The sequence below is a fragment of the Pseudomonas inefficax genome (assembly GCF_032164165.1).
Taxonomy (GTDB): domain Bacteria; phylum Pseudomonadota; class Gammaproteobacteria; order Pseudomonadales; family Pseudomonadaceae; genus Aquipseudomonas; species Aquipseudomonas inefficax.
In genome coordinates, this window is sequence record NZ_CP134401.1 from 5,098,913 (window position 1) to 5,116,632 (window position 17,720).

The 17,720-nt window shown below is 61.7% G+C and carries 19 protein-coding genes and 1 pseudogene; 11 read left to right on the forward strand and 9 right to left on the reverse strand.

The features are described 5' to 3' along the window. Positions 1-13: 13 nt before the first annotated feature. Both RIN61_RS23005 and RIN61_RS23010 read right to left on the reverse strand, forming a co-directional pair. Positions 14-634, reverse strand: a complete 621-nt coding sequence (locus tag RIN61_RS23005; RefSeq protein WP_112253789.1) for a tyrosine-type recombinase/integrase — start codon at positions 632-634, stop codon at positions 14-16. A 555-nt stretch (positions 635-1,189) separates the two neighbouring features. Further along, on the reverse strand, positions 1,190-1,810 hold the full coding sequence (locus RIN61_RS23010; RefSeq protein WP_313854312.1) for a LysE family translocator: 621 nt from the start codon (positions 1,808-1,810) through the stop codon (positions 1,190-1,192). A gap of 72 nt (positions 1,811-1,882) precedes the next feature. Between RIN61_RS23010 and RIN61_RS26860 the strand changes: the two are divergent. From RIN61_RS26860 to RIN61_RS23020, 3 genes and pseudogenes are all read left to right on the forward strand, one after another. Continuing rightward, positions 1,883-1,984 (forward strand): annotated as a pseudogene (locus RIN61_RS26860) (GNAT family N-acetyltransferase); the annotation flags it as partial. A gap of 289 nt (positions 1,985-2,273) precedes the next feature. Further along, entirely contained in the window at positions 2,274-2,867 is a 594-nt protein-coding gene (locus RIN61_RS23015; RefSeq protein WP_243432278.1) for a GNAT family N-acetyltransferase, read from the forward strand. Beyond that, on the forward strand, positions 2,864-3,220 hold the full coding sequence (locus RIN61_RS23020; RefSeq protein ID WP_252379311.1) for a cupin domain-containing protein: 357 nt from the start codon (positions 2,864-2,866) through the stop codon (positions 3,218-3,220). Before RIN61_RS23015 ends, RIN61_RS23020 begins: the two co-directional genes overlap by 4 nt. A gap of 60 nt (positions 3,221-3,280) precedes the next feature. Here the strand turns inward: RIN61_RS23020 and RIN61_RS23025 are convergent, their stop codons facing one another. Both RIN61_RS23025 and RIN61_RS23030 read right to left on the reverse strand, forming a co-directional pair. After that, a complete protein-coding gene (locus RIN61_RS23025; RefSeq protein ID WP_313854316.1) occupies positions 3,281-4,297 on the reverse strand; it encodes an alpha/beta hydrolase in 1,017 nt (338 codons plus the stop codon). A 31-nt stretch (positions 4,298-4,328) separates the two neighbouring features. Further along, positions 4,329-4,574, reverse strand: coding sequence for a DUF2790 domain-containing protein (locus RIN61_RS23030; protein ID WP_252379312.1), 246 nt, complete (start codon positions 4,572-4,574; stop codon positions 4,329-4,331). A gap of 338 nt (positions 4,575-4,912) precedes the next feature. Here RIN61_RS23030 and RIN61_RS23035 point away from each other — a divergent pair, with 338 nt between their 5' ends. Next, positions 4,913-6,052 (forward strand): glutathione-independent formaldehyde dehydrogenase, encoded by a 1,140-nt coding sequence (locus RIN61_RS23035; protein ID WP_112253782.1) that lies wholly within the window; start codon positions 4,913-4,915, stop codon positions 6,050-6,052. Positions 6,053-6,111: 59 nt separating this feature from the next. Here the strand turns inward: RIN61_RS23035 and RIN61_RS23040 are convergent, their stop codons facing one another. Then, complete coding sequence (locus RIN61_RS23040; RefSeq protein WP_112253781.1) at positions 6,112-7,023, reverse strand: LysR family transcriptional regulator; 912 nt, start codon at positions 7,021-7,023, stop codon at positions 6,112-6,114. Positions 7,024-7,116: 93 nt separating this feature from the next. Here RIN61_RS23040 and RIN61_RS23045 point away from each other — a divergent pair, with 93 nt between their 5' ends. Genes RIN61_RS23045 through aroE form a run of 5 tightly spaced genes read left to right on the forward strand, consistent with a single transcriptional unit; the run spans position 7,117 to position 10,955 of the window. Next, entirely contained in the window at positions 7,117-8,064 is a 948-nt protein-coding gene (locus RIN61_RS23045; RefSeq protein WP_313854321.1) for a ketopantoate reductase family protein, read from the forward strand. Next, positions 8,061-8,459, forward strand: coding sequence for a VOC family protein (locus RIN61_RS23050; protein ID WP_313854323.1), 399 nt, complete (start codon positions 8,061-8,063; stop codon positions 8,457-8,459). Before RIN61_RS23045 ends, RIN61_RS23050 begins: the two co-directional genes overlap by 4 nt. Further along, positions 8,456-8,911, forward strand: coding sequence for a MaoC family dehydratase (locus RIN61_RS23055; RefSeq protein WP_112253778.1), 456 nt, complete (start codon positions 8,456-8,458; stop codon positions 8,909-8,911). Before RIN61_RS23050 ends, RIN61_RS23055 begins: the two co-directional genes overlap by 4 nt. Beyond that, entirely contained in the window at positions 8,908-10,140 is a 1,233-nt protein-coding gene (locus RIN61_RS23060; RefSeq protein ID WP_112253777.1) for a CaiB/BaiF CoA transferase family protein, read from the forward strand. Before RIN61_RS23055 ends, RIN61_RS23060 begins: the two co-directional genes overlap by 4 nt. Further along, a complete protein-coding gene (gene aroE, locus RIN61_RS23065) occupies positions 10,137-10,955 on the forward strand; it encodes a shikimate dehydrogenase (RefSeq protein WP_112253776.1) in 819 nt (272 codons plus the stop codon). The genes RIN61_RS23060 and aroE overlap by 4 nt, the downstream gene beginning before the upstream one ends. A 132-nt stretch (positions 10,956-11,087) precedes the next feature. Here the strand turns inward: aroE and RIN61_RS23070 are convergent, their stop codons facing one another. From RIN61_RS23070 to RIN61_RS23085, 4 genes are read right to left on the reverse strand one after another with little or no spacing between them, the layout of a single operon-like run. Next, the gene (locus RIN61_RS23070; RefSeq protein ID WP_112253775.1) at positions 11,088-11,807 is read right to left on the reverse strand and encodes a proteasome-type protease; all 720 of its coding nucleotides are present in this window, start codon (positions 11,805-11,807) and stop codon (positions 11,088-11,090) included. Between the two features lie 41 nt (positions 11,808-11,848). After that, complete coding sequence (locus tag RIN61_RS23075; RefSeq protein ID WP_112253774.1) at positions 11,849-12,628, reverse strand: transglutaminase family protein; 780 nt, start codon at positions 12,626-12,628, stop codon at positions 11,849-11,851. Continuing rightward, complete coding sequence (locus RIN61_RS23080; protein WP_252379315.1) at positions 12,625-13,575, reverse strand: alpha-E domain-containing protein; 951 nt, start codon at positions 13,573-13,575, stop codon at positions 12,625-12,627. Before RIN61_RS23080 ends, RIN61_RS23075 begins: the two co-directional genes overlap by 4 nt. Positions 13,576-13,578: 3 nt before the next feature. Beyond that, a complete protein-coding gene (locus tag RIN61_RS23085) occupies positions 13,579-14,988 on the reverse strand; it encodes a circularly permuted type 2 ATP-grasp protein (protein WP_313854329.1) in 1,410 nt (469 codons plus the stop codon). A 406-nt stretch (positions 14,989-15,394) separates the two neighbouring features. On the opposite strand from RIN61_RS23085, the gene RIN61_RS23090 reads away from it, so the two are divergent. Next, on the forward strand, positions 15,395-16,336 hold the full coding sequence (locus RIN61_RS23090) for a chromate resistance protein ChrB domain-containing protein (RefSeq protein ID WP_112253771.1): 942 nt from the start codon (positions 15,395-15,397) through the stop codon (positions 16,334-16,336). Further along, positions 16,329-17,699 (forward strand): chromate efflux transporter, encoded by a 1,371-nt coding sequence (gene chrA / locus RIN61_RS23095; RefSeq protein ID WP_215521403.1) that lies wholly within the window; start codon positions 16,329-16,331, stop codon positions 17,697-17,699. The genes RIN61_RS23090 and chrA overlap by 8 nt, the downstream gene beginning before the upstream one ends. Positions 17,700-17,720: the final 21 nt, after the last annotated feature.

Consider the following 17,720-nt stretch of genomic DNA (forward strand, 5'->3'; position numbering starts at 1 on the left):
TCGCTTTGGATGGTCAGACCTCCGTCTGCTCTGCCATCTCCAAGGCATCGTCGACCTCAATCCCCAGATATCTGACGGTGCTTTCAAGCTTCGTATGGCCAAGCAGGAGTTGCACTGCCCTCAGATTCTTGGTTCTGCGATAGATCAATGAGGCTTTCGTTCGCCGCAGCGTGTGGGTGCCGTACAGCGCTGGATCAAGGCCAATGGCTGTCACCCAGGCTTTCACTATTCGAGCGTATTGCCTAGTGGAGAGATGATCTGAACCATGTAGCCGACTCGGAAACAGACAGTCCTCGCTACGGAGGTGAGCCTGATGCATCCAGGCTTCCAAAGCCATACGTGTTTGCTCGGTGATCTCAAATTGCACTGGATGATGAGTCTTCTGCTGCATTACGATCGCTCGTGACGACACATGCTCTCCATGGGCTACGTCTCGTACACGAAGCTTGGTCAAGTCGCAGGCTCGCAGCTTGCTGTCGATGGCCAAGTTGAACAACGCTAGATCCCTAGATTTCTCCGCGATCTGGAGCCTTACCCGGATGGCCCAGATATCTTTAAGTCGGAGCGGGGCTTTCTGCCCGATTAGTTTTCCCTTGTTCCACGGGCGATGGGTGTAGGTAGCAGCGGTTTTCATGGATTGTCCTCCGCGTTAGAAGAGGACAAGGGTGAACTCGATACGGTGGACGGTCGCTAACCGACCCATAGCCGACGTTGCGTCTTACAGCGGACTTTGTGGGAGCGGGTTCACCCGCGAACACCGGCACAGCCGGTGCCATCCACCGCGGCGCCTGCTTCGCGGGTAAACCCGCTCCCACAGAGTGTGTGTCGCACTCACGAAGCCGGTTATTCTCAAGTGTCCGCTTCGGGCCGAATGCTGCCGTTTGCCGTCTATAGCCAAGGGCCATTGACAGCCATTCGCGAGCTGACCGCTATCAACCCGAAGAGGTCATCTGTAACCGGGGCCGCTTCGCGGCCCATCGCCGGCAAGCGCGGCTCCCACAGGTACAGCGCATGTCTGAAGGCTAATGATATTCCTGTGGGAGCTGGCTCATGGGTTGTCCTCGCGTCAGGGGAGAACAAGGGTGAACTCGATACGGTGGACGGTCGCGATCCACCCCATTGCTGTCCTTCGCGGAAGGTTGTTCATGGGTAAACCTCCGGGCAATACACCGGCGCCTTACTGAATGGCTTAACGTTTACTGAAGGCGAGACGAGCAGCAAAAAGAACGAAGAGCATTCCTGTTGCACGATCCATCCACGCAACCACCTTCTCACGCCGCAATATACCGGCCAGCGGTTGGGTTGCGGCGATCAGAATAATTGACCATAGCAACCCGATTACCACGTGAATACTTACCAAGCCGAACGTCCAAGTAATCAATGGCTGGCCTTGGGGAATGAATTGGGGCAAGAAAGAGACGTAGAAAATACCAATCTTGGGATTGAGGATATTTCCCATCACTCCCTTCAGGAACCAGTCACGGCTTGGCTTTGCTGCCGCTTGGACAGGCGACAATGATTTACGCGGACGTAAAAGCATATTCAGCCCGAGCCAGGCTAGATAGACGGCACCGCAGTATTTCAAGACGTTGAACGCCAACTCTGATACGGCAATCAGTGCGCCTAGTCCAAATGCCACAGCGGCGCCCCACAGCAAGCAACCTGTGTTGATGCCCAGCGCGGCGCGAAAAGCCTGCTGCTTTCCTTCCACGGTGGCCGTTCTCAATATCAAAGCAGTGTCGAGGCCGGGCGTCAGTGTTAACAGCGTTGCTGCGAAGGTGAACGCAAGAAGGTTGTCAGCAATTGACATAGGGAGATGGCCTCGGCGTGATTTTGAAGGGAAGTTAACCTCAAAAGCTGCCTGTTGAAAGTCGCATCTCCTTCGGTAGCAGCTTATGAACGTTACGGTTTTGCGTTGGCAAGGGGAGTGGGCGAAATTGCCGGGTTGGTCTATCAGCCGATGGAGAAGCGGCTGACCAATTGAATCGCCGCTTTCGACCCATAGCGAACATCTGTAACCGGGGCCGCTTCGCGGCCCATCGCCGGCAAGCGCGGCTCCCACAGGTACAGCGCATGCCTGATGGCTGGTGATTTTCGAAACATGCTGGGCAAAGACCGTCCCCACGTGACTTCGAGAGTGGGACAGCGTCGCTCGCCGTGCTGACGGTGTTCGCCTGGAGCATGATGGGGGCCGTTCAATCCGGCTACCCTGCCACCCAGTCAAAGGCGTAATCCTTGAAAACTGACCACCCGATCCCATGGGAGCACTGTACATGCCTGTCGATTTCAGACCCGCTCAAGCCTCGGACGCGCAAGATATTGCGCGCTTCTTTCAACTGACATCGGAAGGCATGGCCGATTACATATGGAGCAAGCTTGCCGCACCTGGAGAAGCGTTGCTGAGTGTCGGTGCGTCTCGCTATGCCAGGGAACAGGGCGACTTTTCCTACAAGAACTGCCTGATGGCCACTTCCGAAGGGCGCGTCATCGGCATGATGCACAGCTATGCCTTGCGCGAGACACCTGACAGACCTGTCGAGACAGACCCGGTCCTCGCACCTTATTCCGACATGGAAATACCCGACACCTTGTACATTTCCAGCCTGGCCCTGGATGAGGCGTGGCGCAGCCAGGGGCTGGGCGTCCAGTTTCTTCGCCACGCCCAGCAGCGCGCCGAGGACTCTGGCCTGGATGGGCTATGCCTGATCGATTATGCAGAAAACCACGGTGCACGCCGCTTCTACGAACGTCACGGTTTTCAGATTGTTAAAACCTGCCAGATCGTTCCGCACCCGATGCTGGGCGTAACCGGTGAAGCCTATTTGATGTATCGCCCTACCCACAACGTGCTCGAGAAAAAACCATGAACAAGAAACTGACCGTGTTCCGCGAACTGGATATCCAACCGGTGCGCGACCTGCCCTTTTTTGAAGAGGTCGTGGAAGGCACCCCTCATACGCTGACGTCCAAGTACTATCACGATGAACAGCAAGGTCGCATTTCCGGAGAATGGGAAGCCAGCACCGGAGCGTGGCGCATCGACTACAAAGTCTGGGAGTTCTGCCATGTCCTGAGTGGACGCTGCGTCATCGAGCTTGAGGGTTGCGCCCCCGTAACACTGGCCGCTGGCGACACGTTCATCATCGAACCGGGCGCCAAGGGCAAATGGACCGTGCTGGAAGACATGAAAAAGAACTTCGTGATCCTCTTGCACGCATAGTAGGCGCGAGGCACGCAACCACGACCAATGCGGCCAAGCCGCACCGGTCGTGAACCACTATCACTGCAGATGCTGTCTGATCGCCTGGGCAGCCTGGTCCATCGCACTGCGGGTACCGGGCACCTGGCCGAGTACGTTGAGCAGGCCGAAGTCGTGGATCATGCCGTTGTAGCGCACGGCGGTCACCGGTACGCCGGCAGCGCCAAGCTTGCGGGCGTAGGCTTCGCCTTCATCGCGCAGCACGTCCATCTCGGCGGTCTGTACCAGCGCGGGTGGCAGGCCTTTCAACTGCTCCAGGCTGGCGCGCAGCGGCGAGGCGTGGATGTCGTCACGCTGCCTGGGGTCGCTGGTATAGCTATCCCAGAACCACTGCATCATGTTGCGGGTCAGGAAATGGCCTTCGGCGAACTGGTTGTACGAACCGTTGTTGAAGTTGGCATCGGTCACCGGCCACAGCAGGGCCTGGAAGCGCAGCTTTGGCGTGCCGGCCTCCTTGGCCTTGAGCGCCACAACCGCCGCCATGTTGCCGCCGACGCTGTTGCCGACAACCGCCAGGCGCTTGCCATCGACGCCAATCTGCCTGCCGTTCTCGGCAACCCAGCGGGTGGCGGCATAGGCCTGGTTGATGGCGGTGGGGAATTTTGCTTCCGGCGATGGCGTGTAGTCGACATAGACGGCCGCTGCACCGGAGCCGAGCACCAGGTCGTGGATCAGGCGTTCATGGGTCGGGTAATCCCCCAGCACCCAGCCACCGCCATGGAAGAACATGAACACAGGCAGCTCGCCTTTCGCCCCTTGTGGACGTACCACGCGGATCTCCAGGACCTGCCCGTCGACAGCAATGGTGCGGCGCTCGACCTGGATGCCGGATACGTCCACATTCACGCTGGCCTGTGCGCCAGTGAGCACGCCACGGGCGTCTTTCGGCGACAGGGTTTCCAGCGGTTTGCCACCACCGGCTTCAAGGGCCTGGAGGAAAGCCTGGGTGGTGGTTTCCACACCGGGGCTACCGGCGGCGAAGGCGCTGTTGACGGCGAGCGCGAGCAGGCCGGCGGCGAGGGGGCGGGAGAGTTTCATGGTCAAGCTCCTGGGGCGCTGGGTAGGGTGATCAGTTCTGGTTGGCGTAGGTGGTCGGGCGCAGGTAGCTGACCTTCTGCAACTTGCCGTCGCTGTCACGGTAGGTCAGGGTGGCGGTACTGGCGTGCCCGGTGGCGTTGGCCGGGGCGTCCACGGCGATGACTTGGGCGATGTCCAGGTGCATGCCGTACTGGTACGGCGAGGCGGTCTGGGCGAAGGCACTGACGCTGGCGCCGAAAGTCAAGGTGGCGATGGTGATTGCTTTGCTGAAGTTCATGGTCATGCTCCGTTGGCTTGGGTAGGGGATCAGCGATTGGTTACTGCCTGACTGGTATGTTGCGCGATAATAGTTAGTGCGCAAAATATATTTCCGTTATCGGGCCGATCGACGCGCTGCATCAAGGCCGCAGTCTTGAACGGAACGGCGGTCGCTGCGCTTGGCGGATAGGCGGCACGCTAGGCCCGTTGAACCGCGAGTCAGTCGAGATCCATGGAGCGACGATGATTAGCGCCACTGATCTGCTATTCACGTATGGCACTGAACACTTGGGGTAAGGCCATTACCCCAACAGGGTAGGGCGCTTTTCCATCGCCCCTGACTTCTGGGAGTTCAGCATGAAAGCAATCGTTTATAACGGCCCGCGCGACGTCGCCGTCAACAATGTCGCGGATGCAAGGATCGAGAAACCTACAGACGCGCTGGTGCGCATAACCACTACCAACATCTGCGGATCCGACCTTCACATGTACGAGGGGCGCACATCGTTCGAGGCCGGGCGCGTGTTCGGTCATGAAAACCTCGGTGAGGTGATCGAGGTGGGTGCAGGGGTAGACCGGGTCAAGGTCGGTGATTGGGTCAGCCTGCCTTTCAATATCGGCTGCGGGTTCTGTGAAAACTGCGAAAAAGGCCTTACAGGATTCTGCCTCACTGCCAACCCGGGTGCTGCCGGGGCCGCATACGGCTTTGCCGACATGGGGCCCTATCAAGGCGGCCAGGCCGAGCTGTTGCGTGTACCGTACGCTGATTTCAACTGCCTGGTGCTGCCGGAGGACGCCCAGGAGCGTGAAGACGACTACGTCATGCTTTCGGATATTTTTCCCACCGGTTGGCATGCGACAGAGCTGGCCGGCCTACAGCCGGGCGAGAGCATTGCGATCTATGGAGCGGGCCCCGTCGGGCTGATGGCGGCCTATTCGGCAATCATCAAGGGTGCCTCCCAGGTGTTCGTGATCGACAACCAGCCAGATCGCCTGAGGCTGGCCGCGCAGCTTGGGGCAACCCCCATCAACGCGGTCGAGCAAAAGGCAGTGGAGGAAATCATGAACCTGACCCATGGCAAAGGCACCGATCGTGGATGCGAATGTGTGGGTTACCAGTGCTGCGACAAGCATGGTCATGAAGCGAACTACCTCACCATGAACAATCTGGTTGCCTCAACCAAGGCTACCGGTGGCATAGGCGTCGTGGGTGTGTTCGTGCCAGAAGATCCGGGTGCGAAGAATGAGCTGGCGAAGCAGGGCAAGATGGCCTTCGATTTTGGAGCGTTCTGGTTCAAAGGCCAATTCATCCGCACAGGTCAGGCAAACGTGAAGGCCTACAATCGTCGTCTGGCGCAGCTCATTCATCATGGGCGCGCAAAGCCTTCCCAGATCATTTCCCATCGTTTGACGCTTGCCGAAGGCCCCGATGCCTACAGGCACTTTGATGCGCGGGATGATGGCTGGACGAAGGTGGTGCTCAAGCCTGCTGCTTGATCCGTACACCGATGCTTCCAGGGAAGGAAGCTCGGCGAGGGAAGGGCTCGTCTTCTGTGCTAACCGGCACCTGCCTGAAACAAGGTCCGAACTACCTCCCTCATCCAGCGATTCCCGCTGTCTTGCTGGTACCGCGCGTGCCAATGCTGCTTGACCGTGAAGCCCTCCACTGCAAACGGGCAATCGTGCACCTGCAGACCATGCATGTCGGCGAGTGTCTGCCCGATGTGCCGTGGCAGCGTAGCCACCAGGTCGGTCGACCCGACAATCATGCCTAACCCCAGAAACGCCGGCAGCTCGAGCATTATCCTGCGCTCGATGCCGGCTCGAGCCAGGCCTGCCTCCAGCAACTTCTGCCCGGTACCGGCACTGATCTGTACATGCCCCTCGGCCTGGTAGCGCGCCACGCTCATGCCTTTGCCCAGGCGAGGGTGTCGTGGGTTGCTCAGGCAGACCCAGTCCTGTTCGAACAACACTTGCTGATACATCCCCGCACCCAGCCAAGGCACAAAACCGATGGCCAGGTCCGCCTCGCCCGACTCCAGCGCGCTCTCGGTATTGCCATCGATGCGCGCCGCCTCCAGGCGAATGCCCGGCGCATGGGTGCGCAGGTGGTTGAGAATGCTGGGCAGCAGGGTGATATGGCTGGCATCACTGACGCACAGGCGAAAGCGCCGCTGCGCCGTGGCCGGAACGAATTGCGGTTCCCAGGTAGTCAGGCGCCGCAGCGATTCCAGCACCTCGCGGCAGGGCCCGATCAGCTGGTCTGCTCGCGGGGTAGGGGCCATGCCGCCAGGGGTGCGCACGAACAGCGGGTCGTTCAATTCTTCACGCAAGCGCCCCAACCAGATGCTCACCGTAGGTTGGCTCTGGCCGAGCTGTTCAGCGCTGCGGGTCACGCTACGGCAGTGGTAAAGCACATCGAACAGCTGCAGCAGCTTTGGATCGGGCAAGGCATCGAGCGTGCTCATTATTGCGAAACTCAATAACTGTATTGAGCCCATTGTATAGCCGGAATAAGACCCGCTGCATAAGGTAGTCGCAAACCACAGGAGGTCTGCGATTTGAAAATCTGCATTCTGGGCGCCGGTGCCTTGGGTTGTGCCATTGGTGCAGCCTTGAGCGAAGCGGGGCACGAAACCTGGCTGTTGAACCGTGGCCGTGCGCATGTCGACGCGATGAACCTGCACGGGCTGCGGGTGCAGGACGAACGCGGCGAGCGGCAGGTCAGGGTGAAGGCGGCCTGCGACGCGGCAACCGTGGGCGTGGCCGACCTGGTGGTGGTGCTGGTCAAGTCGTTCCACACCCGCGAGGCGATTACCGGTGCCAAGGCGCTGATCGGGCCGCAAACGCTGGTGCTGTCACTGCAGAACGGTCTTGGCCATGAAGACATCCTGGCCGAGGCCGTGGGGCGTGAGCGGGTACTGGCCGGCAAGACCTACGTCGGTGGCGTGTTGCTGGCGCCGGGTTCGATCCGTGCCGGTGTAGCGGGCAAGCAGACCTTCATCGGCGAGCTCGACGGCCAATGTACCTTGCGAGTGCAGGCCATTGCCGAGGTCTTCAATGGCGCCGGGCTCGCCACCACAGTCAGCGACAACATTCTCGGCAGCATGTGGGACAAGCTGCTAGTCAACGTCGCGACAGGCGCGCTCAGCGGCATCACCATGCTCAGTTATGGCCAGCTGTACAGCGAGCCACTGCTGGAAAGCACCGCCAAGGCAGCGGTGAGCGAGGCCATCGCCGTCGCCGAGCGGGCCGGCATCCGCCTGAGCCTCACCAGCCCGGACGCCGCATGGCGTCTGGCAGCTGAAGGCCTGCCAGCGAGCTTTCGCACCTCGATGCTGCAGAGCCTGGAAAAGGGCTCGGTCACCGAGATCGATTTCATCAACGGCTCCGTCGTGCGCTGGGGCCAGCGCCATGGCGTGGCTACGCCGGTCAACGCGACCCTGGTGGCCTGCATCAAGGGTATCGAGCGCGCCATGGCCGATCAGCAGAAGGGGAATCATCCATGAGCCAGCCGAAAGCCTACCTTGAACACGTTGCGTTCTGGGTGCGGGACATCCAGTGGCACATCCGCTTTTTCAGCGAGGTGTGCGGCATGACCATGCGCGAGATGCAGGGCGAGGTCGAGCAGCCCGCGCAGTACTGGACCCTCGGTGGCCTGCAGTTCATCCACCAGCCGGACTTTGCCGGGCCGGAAGGGCGCTTGGCGCACCTGGGCATCATGTGCGAGGACCTCGAAGCTGCCCTGGCCGCCGCACATCGTTTCGGCGTCAGCGAAATGCCCCAGGGCCGCAACTGGCTGCGCCTGCCTGACGGCCTGGCGGTGGAGTTCATTCAGGCAGTGCCGTTGAAATGCGTCGCCCAGGCACTGGCGATCGACCCACGCGCAGAGGTGACGGCATGAGCGTGGTGGAAAGATACTGGGACGATGCCCGCGAAGGCGATGAGTGCATCAGCCCCAGCTACACCGTGACCCGCGAACGCATCCTGGCCTACGCCGAACTCACTGGCGACCACACCCCGGTGCATGTCGACGAGGCATACGCCAACGCGAGTCACTTCGGCTGCCTGGTTGCCCATGGCCTGTTCGGCCTGTCGATCGCCGACGGCCTGAAGACCCAGTGCGAATACCGCTTTGTACCGGGCATGTCGCTGGGCTGGACCTGGGACTTCGTGCTGCCGATCAAGGTCGACGATGTGCTGCACGTGCGCATGCGTGTGGGGGCGATGCGCCCGAGCAACAGCCGACCGGGCTGGGGCATCGTGGTCTTGCCGTCGGAGCTGATCAACCAGCACGGCGAAGTCGTGCAGCGTGGCGAGCACCGTCTGATGGTGCCGAGGAGGGTGCAGGCATGAGCCAGGCATTGCCATTGGCGGGTATCCGCGTCATCGACTATAGCCACTTCCTGGCCGGGCCCTACGTGGGCCGCTGCCTGGCAGCACTGGGCGCCGAAGTGATCAAGGTCGAACGGCCGGGTAACGGCGATGCCGGCCGCCAGCACGCGTTTACCCTTGATGAGCAGCAGAGCGGTTACTTTCTGCAGCTGAACATGGGCAAGCAGGGCGTCAGCGTGAACATGAAGGACCCGCGTGGTAAAGCGTTCATGCAGCGCCTGACCGACTCGGCCGATGTGTTCATCGAAAACTATCGCCCCGGCGCCCTGGACAAGCTGGGCCTGGGCTACGCCGAGCTGTCGGCGCGCAACCCGCGCCTGGTGTACTGCTCGATCTCCGCCTATGGCCACACCGGGCCAGATGCCCACCGTGCCGGCTTCGGGCTGATCGCCGAGGCCAAGAGCGGGATCATGCAGATGGTCGGCGTGCCGGGCGAAGCGCCGCCGTTGCTGCGCATTTCCCTGGGCGACATGTACACCGGGATCCATGCCGTGGCAGCGATCAATGCGGCGCTGCTGGGCCGTGTGAACAGCGGCCGTGGCCAGCACATCGACATGGCCCTGTACGACACGCTGGTGTCGATGCATGAATACGCGGTGCAGTGCTACACCTTGTCCGACGGCACCGTCCTGCCCGAGCAGACCGGCCATGACATGCCCACCTCCACCCTGTACGGCGTGTTTCGCGCTGCCGATGGCGACCTGGTAATCGCCGCCCAGGTCGACGACGCCTGGAAGCGCTTTGCCGCGATGCTCGAAGCCAACGGTGGCCCGCCCGGGTTCGGCAACGACAGCCGCTACCACAGCCTCAATGGCCGCAACGCCCACCGCCAGGCAATCCTGGCCGTGGTTCGCGACTGGGTCGGAGCGCGCCGGGTGGCCGATATCCTGCAGTTGCTCGATGACATCGACATTCCCAGCGCCAAGGTGCAGCGCATCGACGAGGTCGTGGCCGACCCGCAGATCCAGGCGCGCAACATGGTCATCGAGCAGCAGCACCCGCGCTACGGTACCTTGCGCCTGCCCAACCTGCCGTTCCGCTTTTCGGATTGTGACACCACGATCCGCCAGGTAGCCCCGGACCTCGGCCAGCACAATGCCGAAGTCGCCGCCGGGCTTGGCTTCAGCCCTGAAGAAATCACCGCCATGCAGGCAGACGGTGTGCTGTTCACCCATGGAGATGCACGATGAGCGACCGCTATGCAGTGATCGGCCGGCCGATCAGCCACACCAAGTCCCCGTTGATTCATGGCCTGTTCGCCCAGGCCAGCGGCCAGTGCCTGGAGTACGGCGCCCTCGAGGGCGAACTCGAGGGCTTCGAGGCCCAGGTACTGCAGTTTCGCAATGATGGCGGGTTGGGCATGAACATCACCGCGCCGTTCAAGCTGCGTGCCTTCGAACTGGCCGACCAGCGCAGCGAGCGCGCACAGCTGGCGCGTGCGGCCAATGCATTGAAGTTCGAGGAGGGTCGGATCTTTGCCGATAACTTCGACGGCATCGGCTTGTTGCGGGATATCGAGGAGAACCTCGGTGAACCGCTGGGCAATCGCCGGGTACTGTTGCTCGGCGCCGGTGGCGCGGTGCGTGGTGCGTTGCTGCCGTTCCTGCAGGCGGGGCCGAGCGAGCTGGTGCTTGCCAACCGAGACATGGCCAAGGCGCTCACCCTGCGCAACGAGCTGGATCACCCAAGCCTGCGCATCAGCCGTTATGAGGAGCTGGAGGGGCAGTCTTTCGACATCGTGGTCAATGCCACCTCCGCGAGCCTCACCGGCGAGCTGCCGCCACTACCTGAAGGTGTGCTCGGCGAGACGCGGCTGGCTTACGAGCTGGCGTATGGCAAAGGCCTGACGCCGTTCCTGCGCATGGCCCAGGCGCAGGGGGTGACGCGCCTGGCCGACGGTGTCGGCATGCTGGTCGAGCAGGCGGCGGAGGCGTTCGCCTGGTGGCGCGGGGTGCGGCCTGAAACCCGTGCCGTGATCGATCGCCTGACCATTCCCCTGGAGTAGCCCCTGCAACTGAGGGCTGCACAAGCGATCTACTGTGGGAGCGGGCATGCCCGCGAAGAATCCAACGCGGTGCCTGGCACCGGCTGTGCCGGTGTTCGCGGGCATGCCCGCTCCCACAGGGGCCCCTGCCAATCAGTAGGGCGGCGGTGGCAGTTCGGCCAACAGTCTTTTAAGCCCGTCGCTCCACTGCCTGCGTATCTGCTCGTAATAGGCATCGTCGCTGGCGATGCGCTGGCGCTTCGGTGTTTCCAGCCTGTCCTTGTGGTAGACCAGCAGGTCCAACGGCATGCCCACCGACAGGTTGCTGCGAATGGTCGAGTCGAACGAAATCAGCCCACAGCGCAACGCTTCATCGAGAGGCATGTGGTAACCAAGGTTACGGTCGAGGATCGGCCGCCCGTACTTGCTTTCGCCCAGTTGCAGGAACGGTGTGTCTGGCGTGGCCTGGAAGAAATTGCCCTGTGCATAGACGTTGTATATGCCCATGGGGCCACCGGCTATCTGGCCACCGACGATGAACGAGCTGCTGAGGTCGATGCCGGCAGACAGCTTGCTACGATCACGGCTGACCACCTCACGCAGGGTGTCGGCGACCAGTACCGTTGCATCGTAGAGCGTGGCAACGTTCAACAGGTGGGGGCCGGGGCCCCGCGTGCGTTGCTGCAGCAGGTTCACCACCGATTGCGAGGTCGCCAGATTGCCGGCGGTCTGAAGGACGATCAGGCGCTCCCCCGGCACGCCGAACACGAACAGCTTGGCAAAACTGGCAATCTGATCGATACCCGCATTGGTGCGTGAGTCGCTGATGAAGACCAGCCCGTCCGCCAGGTGCATGGCGACACAATAGGTCATGCTGTTTCCCTTGATTGCTCTATGAACGGATGCAGCGCCAGTTACTGGCGGTGCACATGCACGCTGGCCTGCATCGACTCGGCGCCACCTCCGCGGCGCACGCCCCTGACCGGGCAGGCATCGAGGTAGTCCAGGCCCACTGCCAGCTTCAGGTGACGCTCTGGCCGGGTAAGGCGGTTGGTGATGTCGAAGCTGTACCAGGCGTCGTCGACCCAGGCCTCGGCCCAGGCATGGCTGGCCAGGTGCTGCTCGTCCTCGGTGCACAGGTAACCGGAGACATAGCGTGCCGGGATACCCAGGCTACGTGCGCAGGCGAGGAATGCATGGGTATGGTCCTGGCAGACCCCGGCAGCGCCGTTGAACGCTTCGATGGCGGTGGTGCCCACCGACGTGGCACCGGGGCTGTATGGCATGTGCTCGGCAAGGCCCTGCATCAGCCCGACCAGCGCCGCCCGGTCGCGGTGTTCGCCGCAGTGCCGGTTGGCGAAGGCCTTGAGTGTGTCATCGGCCTGGGTCAGGTGGCTGCTGCGCAGAAATGGCAGGGGAGATTGTTCGCCAGCCTCCTGCTCGCGCTCCGGGTCGATCTCTACCTGGCCGCTGGCGGTCAGTGCCAGATGCCCGTGGGGTTTGTCCAGGGTCAGCACATGGAGGATGTTGCCATACGGGTCGATCTGGCCTTTGACCCTGCAGGGCAGGTCCAGTTGCCATTCGTTGATGCGCTGGCGCTCACTGCTGCGTGGCGTCAGGCGCAGGAACTGGATGCTGTTGCAGACATCGCTTGCGTAGCTGTAGGTAGTGTCGTGGCGAATGGACAGTTTCATACGACCTCCAGATAGGAGTGATGGACCGCCTGGCCCAGTTGATTGATGCGCCCGATGAAGTCGCTCAGCCATGGGTGCAAACCCGCTTCGAGGATTTCGTCGATCGCGGTGTAGCGCAGACGAGCGTTCAGTTCGGCGGCCATGCGCTGGGCGGCGCGCCCGGTGCTGCCCGGCAGGCTGGCAAGGATCTGGTCCAGCTCCTCGATGCAGGCATGCAGCGAGCGGGGCACATCGACCCGCAGCAACAGCAACTCGGACACCGGCCGTGCACTGGGTGCGGCGCGATAGAGTTCGTTGAAGGCTTCGTAGGAGGTCAGCGCGCGCAGCAAGGCGCTCCACTGGTAATAGCCGCGGGCAGAATTGTCGCTGACCTCCTCGGAGGCCTCACCGAACATCTCATAGCGGGCATCGAGCAGGCGCAGGGTGTTGTCGGCCCGCTCCAGGAAGGTCCCCAGGCGGATGAAACTGTAGGCGTCGTTGCGCATGATGGTGCCAGAGGTTGCACCGCGGAACAGGTGCGAGCGTTCCTTGACCCAGTCGCAGAACTGGCTGATGCCATAACGGCCGAGGCCATTGCTGGCAATGTTGCGCATCTCGATCCAGGTAGCATTGATGTTTTCCCACATGTCGGCGGTGATGCGGCCACGCACTGCGTGGGCATTGGTTCTGGCCGCCTGCAGGCAGCAATAGATACTGCCGGGGTTGGTCGCGTCGAGGGCGAAGAAGTGCAGCATGCGCTCGGTATCGAGTTCGGTGTGCCGGCGGCGGTAGTCGTCCAGCGTGCCGGATGCCAGCAGTGACATGGCCAGCTCGGCATGGCCGTCACTGCGGCCGGCCTGGGGCATCAGCGACAGCGAGTAACTGACCTCGAGCATGCGCGCAAGGTTCTCTGCACGCTCCAGGTAGCGCGACATCCAGTACAGGTCGGAAGCAGTTCTCGAAAGCATGGTTCAGTCCTCCACCACCCAGGTATCCTTGGTACCGCCGCCCTGCGACGAGTTGACCACCAGCGAGCCTTCTTGAAGGGCCACGCGGGTCAGGCCGCCGGGTACCAGCCGGGTTTCGCTGCCCGACAGCACGAACGGGCGCAGGTCGATGTGGCGCGGCGCGATGCCGCTGTCGACGAAGGTCGGGCATGTGGACAGACACAGGGTAGGTTGTGCGATGTAGGCATGTGGGCGGGCCTTGATGCGGGCGCGGAAGTCCTCGATCTGTGCGCTGGTCGCCGCTGGCCCGACCAACATGCCATAGCCACCGGAACCCTGGGTCTCCTTGACCACCAGTTCGGGCAGGTGGGCCAGGACGTGGGACAGCTCTGCAGGCCTGCGGCACTGCCAGGTAGGGACGTTGTTCAGGACCGGCTCTTCGCCCAGATAGAAGCGGATCATGTCGTCGACATAGGGGTAGATCGATTTGTCGTCCGCCACCCCGGTGCCGACCGCGTTGGCCAGCACCACGTTGCCAGCGCGGTACACCGAGATCAGCCCCGGCACGCCCAGCATCGAATCAGGGTTGAACGACAGCGGGTCGAGGTAGCCGTCGTCCAGGCGGCGATAGATCACGTCCACCTGTTGTGGGCCGGCGGTGGTACGCATGTAGACGTGCTCGTCACGGATGAACAGGTCCGCACCCTCTACCAGTTCGATGCCCATTTCCCGGGCCAGGAAGGCATGCTCGAAATAGGCACTGTTGAAGCGGCCAGGGGTGAGCAGCACGGCAGTGGGGTTTTCCAGTGGGCTGGCGCTCTTGAGTGTGTCCAGCAGCAGGTTGGGGTAGTGGTCGATAGGGGCGATACGTTGGGCGGCGAACAGCTCGGGGAACAGCCGCATCATCATCTTGCGGTCTTCGAGCATGTAGCTGACCCCACTGGGGGTTCGCAGGTTGTCCTCGAGCACGAAGTAGCTGCCATCCCCGTCACGGACAAGGTCGACGCCGGCGATGTGAGCATAGAGCCCGCGGTGCAGGCCCAGGCCCTGCATGGCGATCTGGTAGCCTTCATTGGCCAGCACCTGCTCCGGCGGAATGATGCCGGCCTTGAGGATGCGCTGGTCGTGGTAGATATCCTGCAGGAACAGGTTCAGGGCGTGCACCCGCTGAATACAGCCGCGCTCGACCATGCGCCATTCGCTGGCGCGAATACTGCGCGGGATGATGTCAAAGGGGATCAGGCGCTCGGTGTCCTGTTTGTCACCGTACAAGGTGAAGGTGATACCGGCCCGGTGAAACAGCAGGTCAGCTTCACGTCGGCGTTGCTCCAGCAACTCCAGCGGGGTGTTTGCCAGCCAGCGGGCGAACTCCTGGTAATGCGGTCGGCAACTTCCGTTCGTATCGTACATTTCATTGAAAAATGCCCGGGACATACCCACTCCTTGCCACCGTTGCCGGCAGCTTCATTGCGGTTCATCTACGTAATTCAGGGTGTGGCCTTGCGGGTCGGTGGGTGCTGTGTCTGTGGCAAGCCTCGAATCCGATCAAGTGCTGGTGCGTTGTGCACCAAAGGGGCCGTTGCAATGAAGGTGCCGAAAGCCCGCGCAGCTGCGCAATAGCAGGGATTGGTTAGTAAATTATTGAAATTGCAAGATTTTCGGGTGCATTCAACAACTGCTCAGCGCGCAGCCGTGCCTCAAAAAAAGGCGCGTCATGCTCCGGGCTGCAACTTTTGGCCCGAATTGGAGCGAGCCCATCCGCGCCTGGATGCATAGCTGTTGATTTTAGCCAATATTCATTTAATGTAGAGAAGTAAACATATTATGTTGAGCTTTCTACATGATCGATTGGTCGCTACTGATTCTCGGTTTGCCGACGGCCAATGCCACCGAGCGCATGCGTGCCTGGAGAAGCCTGAAGGCCTCGGGCGCAGCAGTGCTGAGGGATGGTGTTTACCTGCTGCCCGCACAGTGCGCAGGTCGGGAAGTTTTCGAAGCGGTCGAGCGAGATGTGCTGGCCATCAACGGCACGGCATTTCTCCTGTCGCTGCCTGAACGTGAGGAGCGCTTCAGCAGGCTGTTCGACAGGAGCGACGAGTACGCCAGGCTGATGGAAAAAATTGCCGGCTGCACGGCTGAGCTGGTGCCAGACAATGCGCTGCAGACAGCCCGGCAGGTGCGCAAGCTCAGGAAGGCTTTCAGCCAGTTGGCGGCGATCGATTTTTTCCCGGGTGAGCCCAAGGCGCGAGCCGACTCGGCGCTGCAGGAGCTCGAAGCCGCGATTGGCCGCGCACTGTCTTGCGATGAGCCGAGCGCCCACGATGAGGCCATCGTCCGACTGGAACGCAACGACTACCAGGGCCGCACTTGGGCCACCCGCAAGCGCCCATGGGTGGATCGGCTGGCCTGTGCCTGGCTGATTCGTCGCTTCATCGATGCCGACGCCCGGTTCATCTGGTTGGACAGCCCTGAAGACTGCCCGGGCGATGCGCTGGGCTTCGATTTTGATGGGGCCAGGTTCAGCCATGTCGGGCAGCGGGTGTCGTTCGAAACCCTCATCGAGAGCTTTGCCGTACAGCAGCCAGGCCTGGCACGCCTGGCCGCTGTCATTCACTACCTGGATGTGGGAGGCAACCAACCCTCCGAAGCACCAGGCATCGAACGTGTCCTCGCGGGCTTGAGACAAAGCATTGGCGATGACGATCAATTGACAAGGGTCGCCGGGGGCATCTTCGATGGCCTGCTGACGGCTTTCGCGAGTGAGGAAGCGCAAAATGGTTGATAGCACCTCGGCAGTGGGCGAACAGCCACCATCGCAAGCGGTACAGCGGCCGATCGGACTGTTCGAAGCATTCCTGTTCTGGCTCAAGCTGGGCTTCATCAGTTTTGGTGGGCCTGCCGGGCAGATCTCGATCATGCACCAGGAGCTGGTTGAGCGCCGGCGCTGGATCAGCGAGAAGCGGTTCCTCCATGCGCTGAACTACTGCATGTTGTTGCCAGGCCCCGAGGCACAGCAGCTGGCCACCTACATCGGTTGGCTCATGCACCGCTCCTGGGGTGGGGTAATTGCCGGCGCATTGTTCGTATTGCCCTCGCTGTTCATCCTGATTGGCTTGTCCTGGGTCTACATCGCCTTTGGCGAGGTCCCGGTGGTGGCAGGGATCTTCTACGGCATCAAGCCCGCAGTAACGGCCATTGTCGTTCACGCGGCTCACCGCATCGGCTCGCGCGCGTTGAAGAACGGCTGGCTGTGGGCCATGGCCGCAGCGTCGTTCATGGCCATCTTCGCCCTTGATGTGCCGTTCCCGCTGATCGTGCTGGTTGCCGGCATCATTGGCTATGTGGGCGGTCGCGTCGCCCCCGACAAGTTCGTGGTTGGTGGTGGTCACGGGGCTGCCAGGAACAGCTACGGCCCGGCCCTGATCGACGACGACACACCAACACCTGAGCATGCGCGTTTTCGGGGCGGGCATTTGCTGCGTCTGGCCCTGATCGGCGCAGTCCTCTGGACCTTGCCCATGGGGCTGCTGACCCTGACATTTGGCTGGGCCGGCACCCTGACGCAAATGGGCTGGTTCTTCACCAAGGCCGCACTGCTGACCTTTGGTGGGGCCTACGCCGTGCTGCCCTACGTCTATCAAGGTGCCGTCGGGCATTATGGCTGGCTGTCACCCACCCAGATGATCGATGGCCTTGCCTTGGGAGAAACCACGCCAGGGCCATTGATCATGGTGGTAGCCTTCGTCGGCTTTGTCGGTGGCTATGTGCATCCGATGTTCGGTGAGCAAACCCCGTTCCTGGCCGGTGCAGTCGCGGCGAGCCTCGTCACCTGGTTCACCTTCTTGCCATCGTTCCTGTTCATCCTGGCCGGCGGCCCGTTGGTGGAGTCGACCCACAACGAGATGAAGTTCACTGCACCGCTGACGGGGATCACGGCCGCAGTCGTGGGGGTGATCCTGAACCTTGCCATGTTCTTCGGCTACCACGTGCTCTGGCCAAACGGTTTCAGCGGGGCGTTCGACTGGCCTTCGGCGCTGATCGCCGTTGCTGCCGCCGTGGCCCTGTTCCGCTTCAGGCGTGGCGTGATCCAGGTACTGTTCAGCTGCGCCTTGGCCGGTGTGGCGGTCCATGTGTTGCGTGGTTGATACCGGTTCTTTCCATGTCCG

What these genes read in the sequence shown, in the direction of transcription:
- RIN61_RS23005 (WP_112253789.1), bottom strand. Translation starts at nt 634, where the DNA reads ATGAAAACCGCTGCTACCTACACCCATCGCCCGTGGAACAAGGGAAAA.
- RIN61_RS23010 (WP_313854312.1), bottom strand. Translation starts at nt 1,810, where the DNA reads ATGTCAATTGCTGACAACCTTCTTGCGTTCACCTTCGCAGCAACGCTG.
- RIN61_RS23015 (WP_243432278.1), top strand. Translation starts at nt 2,274, where the DNA reads ATGCCTGTCGATTTCAGACCCGCTCAAGCCTCGGACGCGCAAGATATT.
- RIN61_RS23020 (WP_252379311.1), top strand. Translation starts at nt 2,864, where the DNA reads ATGAACAAGAAACTGACCGTGTTCCGCGAACTGGATATCCAACCGGTG.
- RIN61_RS23025 (WP_313854316.1), bottom strand. Translation starts at nt 4,297, where the DNA reads ATGAAACTCTCCCGCCCCCTCGCCGCCGGCCTGCTCGCGCTCGCCGTC.
- RIN61_RS23030 (WP_252379312.1), bottom strand. Translation starts at nt 4,574, where the DNA reads ATGAACTTCAGCAAAGCAATCACCATCGCCACCTTGACTTTCGGCGCC.
- RIN61_RS23035 (WP_112253782.1), top strand. Translation starts at nt 4,913, where the DNA reads ATGAAAGCAATCGTTTATAACGGCCCGCGCGACGTCGCCGTCAACAAT.
- RIN61_RS23040 (WP_112253781.1), bottom strand. Translation starts at nt 7,023, where the DNA reads ATGAGCACGCTCGATGCCTTGCCCGATCCAAAGCTGCTGCAGCTGTTC.
- RIN61_RS23050 (WP_313854323.1), top strand. Translation starts at nt 8,061, where the DNA reads ATGAGCCAGCCGAAAGCCTACCTTGAACACGTTGCGTTCTGGGTGCGG.
- RIN61_RS23055 (WP_112253778.1), top strand. Translation starts at nt 8,456, where the DNA reads ATGAGCGTGGTGGAAAGATACTGGGACGATGCCCGCGAAGGCGATGAG.
- RIN61_RS23060 (WP_112253777.1), top strand. Translation starts at nt 8,908, where the DNA reads ATGAGCCAGGCATTGCCATTGGCGGGTATCCGCGTCATCGACTATAGC.
- aroE (WP_112253776.1), top strand. Translation starts at nt 10,137, where the DNA reads ATGAGCGACCGCTATGCAGTGATCGGCCGGCCGATCAGCCACACCAAG.
- RIN61_RS23070 (WP_112253775.1), bottom strand. Translation starts at nt 11,807, where the DNA reads ATGACCTATTGTGTCGCCATGCACCTGGCGGACGGGCTGGTCTTCATC.
- RIN61_RS23075 (WP_112253774.1), bottom strand. Translation starts at nt 12,628, where the DNA reads ATGAAACTGTCCATTCGCCACGACACTACCTACAGCTACGCAAGCGAT.
- RIN61_RS23080 (WP_252379315.1), bottom strand. Translation starts at nt 13,575, where the DNA reads ATGCTTTCGAGAACTGCTTCCGACCTGTACTGGATGTCGCGCTACCTG.
- RIN61_RS23085 (WP_313854329.1), bottom strand. Translation starts at nt 14,988, where the DNA reads ATGTCCCGGGCATTTTTCAATGAAATGTACGATACGAACGGAAGTTGC.
- RIN61_RS23090 (WP_112253771.1), top strand. Translation starts at nt 15,395, where the DNA reads ATGATCGATTGGTCGCTACTGATTCTCGGTTTGCCGACGGCCAATGCC.
- chrA (WP_215521403.1), top strand. Translation starts at nt 16,329, where the DNA reads ATGGTTGATAGCACCTCGGCAGTGGGCGAACAGCCACCATCGCAAGCG.